Below are 12637 nucleotides of genomic sequence, written 5' to 3'. Positions count from 1 at the left end.
GATTTTTATGCCGTATACCAGAAAAAAATTCCTGCAAAATTCAGCCATTTTAATGACAGCAGCATTAACAAGTTCTGCATTTAGTTTTGGAAAGTATAAGCCTGTATTGGCCTTTTCAACAATTGGATGTCCTGACTGGAACTTTAAGCAAATTGTAGATTTTGCAGCCATTCATGGATATTCAGGTTTGGAATTACGCGGTATAAAACGGCAGATGGACCTTACAAAATGCGATGAATTCAGCAGTCAGGAAAAGATCAATGAAACGCTCTCAATGATGAAAGAAAAAGGTTTGAAGTTCATAAACCTTGGAGCATCAGCAAACATGCATTTTCATGAGGGACCGGATAAGGAAAAAAGCATGGCAGAAGCCAAATCCTTTATTGATCTGGCACAAAAGATTAACTGCCCCTATGTAAGAGTATTCCCCAATAAATTTCCCAAAGACAGAACGAAAGATCAAACAATCAGCACGGTTGCTGAAAATCTTTTAACTCTGGGCAAATATGCCAAAGATCGAAATGTTACCGTCCTATTGGAAACACATGGTGATTTCTCTGGCTCTGATGATATCCTGAAAGTCATGAAGGCTGTATCACATCCTAACATTGCACTGGTTTGGGATATTGCAAACATGTGGACCATCACAAAAGAATCTCCATCCCTGGTATACCAAAAACTCAAAAAATATATACGCCATACCCACCTGAAAGATGCAAAACTATCAGGGGATAAATTAGCGTATACCCTTCTTGGTCAGGGTGATGTACCTATATTTGAAGCAATAGATCTCCTGTATAAAGACGGATATAAAGGGTATTACAGCTTTGAATGGGAAAAATTATGGCATCCGGAAATTGCTGAGCCGGAGATAGCTTTGGCTGATTTTCCCAAAGTAATGAAAGAGCATTTTAAATTATGAGTTTTAATATGTTATAATGCACGCTTGATCTATCAGGATAGGAGCAGTTGCCAGAATATCCCGAAAACCATTCTGACGATGATGATCAACTGATTTATAATGAAAATCACCCCCTATCCTGAGAATTAAGTCTCGGGGGTATATATACCCATGATCATCCCAACCTGATAATCTAAAATATAAAAACAGATTTTTGAATTTAAAATATGACCGGTTAGCTCTGCAGATATAAGCTTGTATGGCCGGCAGTGTTATGACCAGTTTTTCGTTCCGAATTCCTGTTTCATTCTATGCATAAAAATTGTTAGTTTTTGTGTAAACTCATCAAGTTCCAATGCACTTGATTTTAGATGTTTAATCGTATCCCAAAGTTCCAACTGGCTTAAAGGCGCTTCGCCTTCTACAAGATTCATTAATCCCATACAGGATGTTAATGGCTTTCTTACTTCATGCGAAGTCATAAACAGCATATCTTCCAATGCTGTTAAATATTTTCGTTTTTCATTTTCTGCATTTTTCTTATCGTCAATTGGTATTCTTAACGAAAGGTATTGGACTATTTTCCCATCCTTGTTCTTAATGGGCAACACTACGGTTTCAACCCAGTAAAATGTACCATCACTTGCTTTGTTTTTTACTTCACCGTTCCAGGCAAACCCTTTTCCAATAGTCTTCCACATTACTTTAAAAAAATCTCTGGAATGAAACCCTGAATTTAATATTCTGTGATTCTTTCCTAAAAGGTACTCTTCCGAATATTTCGAAATTTCGCAGAATCTTTTATTTACAAAAAGGATGGTCCCCTTAATATCTGTAATTGAACAAATGATATAAAAATCAATGGCTTGCTGATATGCATTCAATAGCAATAGCAATTCTTTTTTTGTCCTGCCTGCCATTTTAATCTGTGTCATACTTTAAATATCATGATGCATAAGAAAATGCTATATCACACCGAAACAGTGTGTATATACTTTATTAAGTTAGCGTTTTTTTTTAAACCAAAAAATTCTGCAAAAAATTGAAATTGCTACCTTAGTCTAGGTTAAAGCCCGAATGAATTAAAAGAAGAAGTAAAAAAATCTGTGGGAATACATTTCAAAAATGTCCTTTTTAAAAATTCAGCAATTTTTTATCAGGATACCACCATCGGACATTTCCGAACCAAAGCAATAATTTTTTGCCGGAGAACGATCAAATCATAAGGCTTGCCTATAACGTCATTTACTCCGGCTTCCAAAGCTGCATTTTGTTCCTCTTCCATAACGGATGCAGACAATGAAATAATAGGAATGTTTTTCTTAGGCTCATCAAATTCCATCCTGATCCTGCGGGTGGCTTCCAATCCGTTCATAACCGGCATATGTGAATCCATCAGGATAAGATCATAATTTTCATTTTGTAAGCTTTCCAGAACTTTGCTTCCGTTATCCACTACGGTTACGTTTATTCCCCAGTTTTTAAGGATTTTGGTGATCATAAACTGGTTTATACTGTCATCCTCGGCTACCAATATTGAGAGATTATTAAGCAAGGGTTCATCTTTATCCAATGGGCTCGTTTCTGTAGTTTTTTCATTAAGGTATTGATAACTGTTTGTAAATGAAAAGGCACTTCCCTTATTCAATTCACTTGTTACTGATAAAATACCGCCCTTAAGTTCAACCAGTCTTTTAACGATGGAAAGACCCAGGCCTGTACCCCCAAATTTCTGAGCTGTATGATCTTCTGCCTGTTCAAATGAATTAAAAATTTTATCAATAGATTCAGCCGCAATACCAATCCCAGTATCACTAACAGAAAATTCAAGATCTACTGTACTCTGTTTTTTATCCAATATCCGGATATTGAGAGCCACGCTACCTGTTTTTGTAAATTTGATCGCATTACTCAGCAAATTCGTCAATATCTGGTTCAGGCGTAATGAATCTGCCAGAATTATTTTCGGAATACAGGAATCGATTTGCAGATTCAGATCAATTCCCTTTTCGTTAGCCAGATATTTCATTAATGCGGTAACAGTCTCGCCTAATTCATAAATATTAGTTTCAGATCGCACAATTTTTAATTTACCGGCCTCAATTTTAGAAATATCCAGAATATCGTTTACAACTCCCAAAAGGGATTTAGAGGATACATCCAGTAAATTAATCATATAAGCCTGTTCACTATTTAAAGTAGTATTTTTAAGCAAATGCGTCAGACCAATGATACCGTTAATGGGTGTTCTGATCTCATGACTCATATTGGCCAGGAAATTTTCCTTAATTCTTTTCTCATGTTCAGACAGTTCTTTAGCAGCTATAAGTTGTTTTTGAGAACATTCCAATTCAAAGTTTTTCTGTTTAATTTCCCTTTGGGCTCTTACAATAGCAAGTAAGGAATCGATTTTGGCTGTAGTTACATAAGGGTCGAGAGGTTTATACAAATAATCTATAGCTCCCGAATCAAGCCCCCTGATCACATATCTGGTTTCTTTGGATATGGCGGTTACAAAAACTACGATAATACCCTTTGTTTTCGGATTACTTTTTAAAATCTCAACCAGTTCAAAACCATCCATCTCGGGCATTTGAACATCTACCAAAGCAATAGAAATCTCATTTTCCCAGCATAGTTTTAACGCTTCATTAGGAGAGGTTGTACTGATCAGATTTACATGATCACTTTTTAAAAGTGCTTCTAAAGAAATAATATTTTCAGACCGGTCATCAACAATTAAAATGTTTATCGGATCTTCTTCAATTTGGTTCATAACTTATTCTAATAGATTTTTAACCTGATTTATTTCATTCATCAATTCTGTAATCTGAAGATTATTCAAAATCAGATCAACATTTGCTTTTTCAATTGCAGCCTGGGGCATAGTTCTCATTTCAGCAAAATCAGGATCCTGTACAACCGTTAATCCATTTAGTTCAGAAACATATGCAATTCCTTCGGCGCCATCTTCATTTGCCCCCGAAAGCAATACCGCAATTACCTTTTCTTTATATACATCAGCTGCACTCTGAAACGTTGCATCAATAGCCGGACGGCAAAAGAGTACCGGTTCTGAATAATCCAACGACAATGAACCACCCTCTTCTACCAGCAAATGATAATCTGGAGGGGCAAAATAAACAATGCCCTTTTTTATCTGCTCCTTATCTTCAGCCATCTTTACCTTTAGCTTACTGTTTAAATTTAATTGCTCTTCAATAAGCGATTTGTATTTACGGCTGCGGTGTATTACAATCAGAACGGGTAATGGGAAATTTTCCGGAAAATTTAATACCAAATCATAAATGATAGAAAAACCACCCGCAGAACAACCGATAAGTAATATTTCAGCGATTTTTATTTTACTGACGATATAGAGAGCCTCCTTATTCAATTTTCTGATAAATATTTTCAATTTTATCAATTACCCTGAACTTACGGGCAAGCTCTTCATTTCTGAGAAATTCTTTAGAACCTAAACAAAGAAAACCCAACGGGCACAAACTTTCATAGAAAAGATTCAGCACTCTTTCCTGTAGTTCAACAGTAAAATAGATTAACACATTTCTGCAGGAAATAATCTGAAATTCGTTAAAAACACCGTCAGTTACCAAATTATGCATTGAAAATAGCGTGTTCTTTTTCAAAGAGCTATTAATCGAAACTGCATCGTAATGCGCTACATAATAATTAGCCAATGACCTTATTGACCCCGAAGCAATATAATTTTCAGAATTTTGCTTCATTTTTTTAAGATCATAAATACCTCTTTTAGCAGTTTCCAAGACTAATGGGTTAATATCTGTTCCATACAAAAAAGAACGGTCATACAAATTCTCTTCGGCCAGTAAAATAGCAAAAGAATATAATTCTTCGCCTGTAGAGCATCCTGCATTCCAAACTTTAATTCGCGGATAAGTGGACAGGTATGGAAGTACCTTTTCCCTCAGCGCTTTAAAGAAGCCGGGATCGCGAAACATCTCTGTCACATTTACAGTTATTTCCTGCAAAAACTCTTCAAAAAAACCGCTGTCATTGATAATCTGTGATTTCAGCTCAAATACTGTAACCTGCTTCATTAACATAATCCGAACTATGCGTCGCTTTATCGACGCACGTGAATAGCCGCTAAAATCAAACCCATACACTTTAGCAACAAGGCCAATGATCTCTTCTACCTGTTCAAGGCTTATTAATTTCGCAGTCAGCATGTCAGATCCAAATTATCAGCTAAGCCAAACCCGCATCAAGGAAATCAACTTATATACATCAACAGGTTTTGAAATATAATCATTTGCCCCGGCGTCAATACATTTTTTCCTGTCATCTTTCATAGCCTTCGCAGTTAGAGCTAAAATGGGCAATTTTGAAAAACGTTTTTGCTTTCTGATCTCCTGCATAGCCTCATAACCATCCATCTCAGGCATCATAATATCCATTAATACTAAATTAATTTCAGGGCTCTCATCCAGTTTTTTCAGTGCTTCCAAACCGTTATTGGCAATTTCTATCTGCATATTATATTCCTGTAATGCACTGGATAAGGCAAAAATATTGCGCATATCATCATCAACTATCAATATCCTCTTGCCCATTAATGATTTCTCTAAAGTCAGGGCACTTTTTGTAATTACCAGAGGACTTTTAGCATCTTCTTTTTTTGCCGGAAGGTTTAATTTATTCATGAAGAGATTTACTTCATCAAGCAATCTCTCGTTCGATTTATTATTTTTAAGAATCATGGCATGCGTATGCTTTAATACGCGGGTCATACTGTCTCTATCTAATTCCATAGCAGTATTAATAATTACCGGAATGTTTACAAGATTCTCATTCCGCTTAATTTTATCCAACAGTTCCAAACCTGAAATATCAGGAAGATTGATATCCAGAACAATACAATCAAAAGAATTATCTGATTCTAAGATATCCATGGCCTGCTTTCCATTAAAAGCCTGTTTTACTTCAACAGAATGTTCGGTTAACTGACGGCACAGGTTTTCGCTCTGGATTTCATGATCTTCAATAATTAAAACTTTGGTCAGTTTAGATTCTGCATTTCTGATCAGTTTATCAAATGCTTCATCCAGCTTTTTCTTTTCAACCGGCTTTTTCAAGAAGCCAATAGCTCCCTGCTGATGTGCCCTGATCTGTTTTTCGTCTCCGGCAGACATCATATGCACCGGAATATCCTTTGTCTCCGGATTTTCCTTTAGCTTCTTTAAAACCACCCAGCCATCCATTACAGGAAGCATAATATCCAGCACAATTGCATCCGGCTGATGTTGCATGGCCATTTCCAAGCCTGTATCCCCCCGGTAGGCCAGTATGGGTTTATATCCACGATGAATAGCATAATCTTTTAAAACTTCTGCAAAATTTTCATCATCCTCAATAATAAGCATTACATGTTCCTTTTGGGGATCTGAAAATTGTGCCGGCTCAGATTTAGGGTTATCCGAAAATCCTAAAGCCGGTTTAACCGGTTCGATTTCAGAATCTGTTAAAGGTTGGAGAACATATTCCCTGCTGAAATCTACAGGAATATAGAGCGAAAATGAGCTACCCTCACCCGATTTACTCTCCAACTGTATCTCGCCACCTAAAATATTAGTCAGTTCACGGCTGATTGATAAACCTAAACCAGTTCCGCCATATTTTCGGCTTGTTGATCCGTCGGCTTGTTGAAAGGCTTCGAAAATTACCTTTTGTTTTTCAGGTGGGATACCTATACCCGAATCCCTAACTTCAAATTGCAAAACCTCCTTACCCTTTACTAATCTGAGATTTTCAGTAGTGTACTGAGTATTGCCATTTACCAAACTTATGTTAACAGAAACCGATCCATTCTGAGAGGTGAATTTAAAAGCATTTGAAAGCAGATTTTTCAGGATCTGCTGCAGTCTCATACGATCAGTTATTATTATTTCCGGAACAGTTTTTTCGACCCTGACCTGAAAATCGATTTTCTTTTTGTTTGCCACCTCGTTAAATAATAATTCAAGGTCGGTTTTTACAGAATCTACTTTTACGTCCTCAATGCTCAAATCTATTTTACCAGATTCTATTTTAGACAGATCAAGAATATCGTTGATTAATTCAAGCAGATCACTGCCTGCATTATAAATAACGTCCGAATATTTGAGTTGTTCATCGTTTAGATTTCCGGCTTTGTTATCATTTAAAATACGGGCCAGAATTAAAATACTATTCAGCGGAGTTCTTAATTCGTGACTCATATTCGCTAAAAATTCTGATTTATACTTATTGGCCCGTTCTAATTCCAAAGCCTTAAAGCTCATTGCTTCATGAGTCTGTTCAATAGATTTATTCTTTTCTTCCAGTTGTTCAGCCTTTTCTTCAAGCTCAGAATTCATCTGTCTTAATTCTTCCTGCTGAACTCTCAGTTCTTCTTCAGATGCTTGTAAGGTATAGGTTTGAGCCAGCAGGCTATCGTTAATAGTTTGAATTTCTTCCCGCTGTGTTTCTAATTCTTCGGCCTGCTGTTGTGTTTTTTCCAATAAATTATCTAACTGAAACCGGGCCTGTGCAGTATAAATTGCAACACCCAAGCTATCCAGAACCATAGTTATAAAATCCATTTTAAGCTGAGTCAGCTCCGTAACAAATCCAAACTCAATAACACCTGTTACGTTTCCATTATATAAAAATGGCTGAACCAGTATAGTATGCGGAGTAATATCACCTAATGCAGAACATACTTTTACATAATTGGCCGGAACATCGGTAAAGACGATCCTGTTTTTATCTAAAGCTGCCTGTCCAACCATTCCTTCTCCCAGCTTAATTATATTATTGTTCCCATCAGGAAACCGGAATGCATAACTTCCTGATAAACGCAAAGTTCCATCCTTTTCATCAGAGATATAAATTGCGGCTACGTGGGCATCCACATATTTAGATATCTGTTTAATAATTTTTTGGGACAATGAACTGATACTTTGATCCCCGCGTATACTGTCATCAAGAATGGCTCTTCCTTTTAAAAGCCAGTTCTGCTCTTCCTTTTCTTTATTAGCAATAATTAATTCTGCTGTCCGTTTTTCGTTCTCTTCAATTTGAAAGGCAAGTTCTTCGTTAAGAATGACCAGCTCTGCAGCCCGTTTTTCTTTCTCTTCATTTTGAATTGCAAGTTTGTTGGCAATGATTAATTCTGCTGCACGTTTTTCGTTCTCTTCGATTTGAAAGGCAAGTTCTTTGTTAGCTGTTTCCAATTGGGCAGTACGCTGTATCAGATACTCTTCGGCTTCTTTGCGACCGGTAATATCAACCCTGATAGCGAGATATTGATAGGGTTTTCCCTGTTCGTCCAGAAAAGGAACAATGGTAGTATCCACCCAATAAAAAACTCCGTCTTTTGCTTTGTTTTTAAATTCTCCCTTCCATATTTTCCCGTTGGCAATAGTTACCCATAAATCACGGATGAATTCTTTAGAATGATAACCCGAATTAATAATGCGGTGGTCTTGTCCGATCAGTTCTTCCTCACTGTACTTTGTTATTTTACAAAAATTGCTGTTTACCTTTTTAATAATCCCCTTTTGGTCAGTAATGGCTATTATAGAGGATTCGTCCAATGCATACTTATAATAGGATATTTCCTTTAAATTTTTCTGAAGGAGCTCTGCTGATGGATTAAGCTCCTGATTAGCAATAATCAGTTCTGCCTCCCTCTTTTCCTTCTCTTTATTTTGTGAGGTAAGTTCTTTGGCAGCATTGATTAACTCATCTGATCTGTTCGTATCCATATCCTGTCTCTGCAATTTGTTTTTGTCATGATCCGCATTAGGAAAAAATGCGGCAATGGTTTTGCTAAATGAATATTATGATTTTTTTAAGAAGCTTATGTTCTTCAGGATAATTACCTACGTTAATACCATTTCAGTGTGTAAAATTCTATGGAATTAAAAATCCTCAGGTATCCCCTCCTTTTTACCGTTATTCGTTTGTTGTACGTGGTTTATGATAAGAAGGGATCTATCAGGAGAAAGCGGAAGTCTTACTAATTTACACAAGGCCAAAAGTTCAAATTGCTTACTCATAAATATGGAAAGTACACAGCCACTTACATTGGCTGTAACACACTAACCAACGAGCTAAGATATTTATTTTTCAGATTTAAACAATAGCAAATAATTTCGGATAATCCAGATCCTTCCGGAAGTTATGAACAAGTCGTACCGATATATTCATAGTTTTATGATTGTAAGGAAATGCTGGTGCATGCCTCTCCACCTTATATGGTTTATGTGGGTTACATTCAGTACAGGCAAAGTCTTTATCACGCTTATTGAACAGTAAGCAAAAAAATATCTTAACAACAAAGTATAGCATATAAGAAATAGTTTTTATGCAAATTTGAGTTAAAATCAATTCTTATGAAACAAGGACTTTTAATTGACATGGACGGGGTAATTTACAGTGGTGAATTACTGATTAACGGGGCTGATAAATTTATCAATAGCCTGATTAAAAAGGATATACCTTTTACATTCATGACCAATAACAGTCAGCGTACGAGGCTTGAGGTTGTACGTAAGTTGAAACATTTAGGAATTAATATCAGTGTGGATCATGTGTATACCAGTGCCATGGCAACCGGTAAATTTTTAGGGGATCAGGGTTCCAATGGTACAGCTTATGTTTTAGGTGAAGGAGGTTTACTGACAAGTTTGCACGAAAACGGAATTACCCTGGTAAACACCGACCCGGAGTTTGTTGTATTAGGCGAAGGCAGAAACTTTACACTGGAAATGGTTCAGCGTGCCGTTGACATGATCTTAGCCGGCGCAAAATTCATTACAACTAACAGGGATCCATCACCCAAGAAACCCGGATGGAATAATTTGGGAATAGCAGCCACAACGGCAATGATTGAGGAAGCGACAGGTCGCAAAGCCTTCGTTACCGGAAAACCAAGTCCGGTTATGATGCGCTCTGCACGCAAATATTTAGGTCTGGAAACAGGAGGTACAACCGTTATTGGTGATACCATGGAGACCGACATTCAGGGAGGTGTACAAATGGGTTATAAAACCATACTGGTATTATCAGGAATTACACAGAAAGAAGATCTGAGCAATTATGCTTTTAAACCGGATATGGTTTGCAGTTCAATTGATAAAATTGAGCTGCCGCTGAGATGGTGGGAAAGTTAAAAGATATCAAGGTCTCAAAAAGCGTTTTTTTATATCTTCAACTCATGTCCCGAAAGCTTAAATTACCTCTTCTCAAAAACGAAAGCGCCAGGTTAGTTTAACCAGGGGATGTAAATCATACTTTCTACCAAAACAAATGAACAAATACTTTCCCCATATTCGCACACTGCATTTATATATTGGTTTATTCCTAAGTCCGCTTATTATCATCTTCAGCATTAGTGTTTTGGTATTAAACCATACAGAGTTCCTTAAGCAGGTCAGCCCTGTAAGAGTGTTACCCGATACACAAACTCATTTAGACAGTATTCCTAATGATACTTCAGATCTTGTAACAGCTAAGCTCATTATTGCAAAATTGGGAATCAAAGGTGAGATAGAGCATATTCAAAGAAATGCAGATCAGATTTCTTTTCCTGTTAGCTTACCCGGACTACGATCAATAGTAAAAGTAGACCAACATACAAATGAAGTTTTAATCACGCGGCAAAACGAAGGCTCATTACGTGTAACAGGCTATCTCCATAAAATGCCCGGACCGCATAATGTGAAAATCAGAGGAAATTCTGAATTAATAAAAAACTGGACAATTTGGGCAGATGCATTTGTATATCTGTTAATATTTCTTTCAGCAAGCGGAATCTTTTTATGGTATTTTCTGAAAGCGGAAAGATCAATGGGAATATATGCCATCATACTTGGAGTAATATCATTTGCCTGCCTTTTATTTTTACTTTTTAAATAAAATCGATGAAATACTCAGTCTTTTTTAAAGGCCTGGCTTACTGGAACCGTCGTCTCCACATCCATATTGGTTTATTTTTACTCTTATTTATCTGGCTTTTTTCTTTTTCAGGTTTGCTCTTAAATCATAGCAGTTGGGATTTTGCAAGTTTCTGGGAACAGAGGAAGGAAACTAAAACAGTTTCCAATATTTCTGTTCCAAAAGGACTTGATTCTTTACAAACAGTAAAAAAGATCATGCTTAACCTTAATATATCGGGAGAGATAAGTAATCTGAAAATGACACCGGATAGTGTGGATTTTCGTGTATCCGTCCCTGGTCACATCAGAAATTTACATGTTGATTTCAATAAAGGTATCTGCATTCAGAATGAATTGAGATACAATTTTTGGGGCAAAATTAAAACACTCCACACATTCAATGCTGCTAACAGAGAAAATCCTGCTTTAGGAGCAAACTGGTTGGTAAGTAAGATATGGATCTTCTCGATGGATGCGATTGCAATCGGCCTTATCTATCTTTGTATAAGCAGCTGGATAATGTGGTATAATATCCGAAAAAGCTATCGCTGGGGAACAATTGTTTTAATTACAGGTTTTGCTGTGGTTATATACTTTTTGTTCATTTTGGGAATGCTTTAATTAAATCCTATCACTTAAATAAGCAGCATGATCACCACTAAATATGTCTGCGGGAGGCTGATGATTTTGCACCTGCTTTTTATAGCGAAAACTCCGGACGAATGACATTTTACTTCATTCCCCCCTTTAAGCTATAAACCTTTGCCTTAAAAATTTCTTTCAATAGCTGAACTGCCATTTTACTACGCTGACCTGTCTGGCAGTAAAAAACAATCGTCATGTCTTCAGGCAATTCATTGATACGATCCTGCAGTTCATACAGGGGAATATTTACTCCTCCTAAATTATGATCTTCAAATTCATAATTTTCGCGAACATCCACCAAATACACTTCTTCAGCTTTGTTATTTTGTAAATGAATCAGTTCTTCGGCTGTAATTTCATCTCCTGTCTTATTTATTGTTCCGGCTTGTATTGAATGCTTTTTCTGTTCAGAACCTGAACTGTTAGCAATCTTAAATATATTACTCGTGCCATCCAGGGCATTTATACATAATAATCTGCCGGATAGCACCTCCCCCATTTCGCAAATCACTTTAATAGCCTCGTTAGCCATGTAAGTGCCTATAATTCCGGGCAATACGCCAATCACTCCAATTTCAGCACAATTGGGTACCTCATCAATACCGGGAGGTTCAGGAAAAATACTGCGATAATCGGGTCCTCCACAATAATTAAAGACTGATACCTGGCCTTCAAATTTAAACAGGGAACCAAAAACCAGAGGCAGATTCAGCACAGCACAGGTATCGTTAACCAGATATCGTGTCGGAAAATTATCTGAGCCGTCAATTACCAGATCATAGGTCCTGAATAATTGATCTGCGTTCTGCATGCTTAGCCGAACCGGATAGGCAGAAAACTTAACATGCGGATTTATAACACTAAGTTTTTCAACGGCAACCTGTGCCTTGTTTTTCCCAATATCTTCTGCTGAATATAGAATTTGCCGGTGCAGATTAGTTTCATCAACGGTATCGTCGTCCACTATCCCGATGAAGCCTACTCCGGCAGCTACAAGGTATTGCAGAACAGGGCAGCCAAGTCCGCCGGCACCAACCATTAATACCCTTGCATTTTTTAGTTTTTGCTGACCTGCTATTCCTAATTCCGGAAGAATAATTTGCCTTTTATATCTGTTTAACTCCTGGCTATCAAGCATTTTCAT

The 12637-nt window shown here is 37.0% G+C and carries 10 protein-coding genes; 4 read left to right on the top strand and 6 right to left on the bottom strand.

Annotated features, from left to right (window positions below):
* The first annotated feature begins 52 nt into the window (after positions 1–52).
* Positions 53–922, top strand: a complete 870-nt coding sequence (locus P2W72_RS09425) for a sugar phosphate isomerase/epimerase family protein (RefSeq protein WP_276361363.1) — start codon at positions 53–55, stop codon at positions 920–922.
* Positions 923–1173: 251 nt separating this feature from the next.
* Here the strand turns inward: P2W72_RS09425 and P2W72_RS09420 are convergent, their stop codons facing one another.
* The 5 genes from P2W72_RS09420 to P2W72_RS09400 all read right to left on the bottom strand — a co-directional run bounded on the left by P2W72_RS09420 (position 1174) and on the right by P2W72_RS09400 (position 8673).
* Positions 1174–1836, bottom strand: a complete 663-nt coding sequence (locus P2W72_RS09420) for a PAS domain S-box protein (protein ID WP_276361360.1) — start codon at positions 1834–1836, stop codon at positions 1174–1176.
* A 221-nt stretch (positions 1837–2057) separates the two neighbouring features.
* On the bottom strand, positions 2058–3677 hold the full coding sequence (locus tag P2W72_RS09415; protein WP_276361358.1) for a response regulator: 1620 nt from the start codon (positions 3675–3677) through the stop codon (positions 2058–2060).
* A 3-nt stretch (positions 3678–3680) separates the two neighbouring features.
* Entirely contained in the window at positions 3681–4298 is a 618-nt protein-coding gene (locus P2W72_RS09410; RefSeq protein WP_276361356.1) for a chemotaxis protein CheB, read from the bottom strand.
* Positions 4291–5115: a protein-glutamate O-methyltransferase CheR gene (locus P2W72_RS09405; protein WP_276361354.1), complete on the bottom strand. Its 825-nt coding sequence runs from the start codon at positions 5113–5115 to the stop codon at positions 4291–4293. The genes P2W72_RS09410 and P2W72_RS09405 overlap by 8 nt, the downstream gene beginning before the upstream one ends.
* Positions 5116–5130: 15 nt before the next feature.
* Positions 5131–8673 carry a response regulator gene (locus P2W72_RS09400; protein WP_276361352.1) on the bottom strand — a complete coding sequence of 1181 codons (3543 nt, stop codon included), beginning with the start codon at positions 8671–8673 and terminating at the stop codon, positions 5131–5133.
* Between the two features lie 630 nt (positions 8674–9303).
* Here P2W72_RS09400 and P2W72_RS09395 point away from each other — a divergent pair.
* The 3 genes from P2W72_RS09395 to P2W72_RS09385 all read left to right on the top strand — a co-directional run bounded on the left by P2W72_RS09395 (position 9304) and on the right by P2W72_RS09385 (position 11469).
* The gene (locus P2W72_RS09395; protein ID WP_276361349.1) at positions 9304–10083 is read left to right on the top strand and encodes an HAD-IIA family hydrolase; all 780 of its coding nucleotides are present in this window, start codon (positions 9304–9306) and stop codon (positions 10081–10083) included.
* Positions 10084–10219: 136 nt separating this feature from the next.
* Positions 10220–10828: a PepSY-associated TM helix domain-containing protein gene (locus P2W72_RS09390; protein ID WP_276361345.1), complete on the top strand. Its 609-nt coding sequence runs from the start codon at positions 10220–10222 to the stop codon at positions 10826–10828.
* A gap of 5 nt (positions 10829–10833) precedes the next feature.
* A complete protein-coding gene (locus tag P2W72_RS09385) occupies positions 10834–11469 on the top strand; it encodes a hypothetical protein (protein WP_276361342.1) in 636 nt (211 codons plus the stop codon).
* Between the two features lie 109 nt (positions 11470–11578).
* Here P2W72_RS09385 and P2W72_RS09380 read toward each other — a convergent pair whose 3' ends face one another.
* Positions 11579–12637: a HesA/MoeB/ThiF family protein gene (locus P2W72_RS09380; protein ID WP_276361340.1), complete on the bottom strand. Its 1059-nt coding sequence runs from the start codon at positions 12635–12637 to the stop codon at positions 11579–11581.

Source organism: Daejeonella sp. H1SJ63 (genome assembly GCF_029360775.1).
Lineage (GTDB): Bacteria > Bacteroidota > Bacteroidia > Sphingobacteriales > Sphingobacteriaceae > Daejeonella.
Note: the sequence above shows the minus strand (reverse complement) of the source record. Positions and strands in the feature narration are given on the sequence as shown.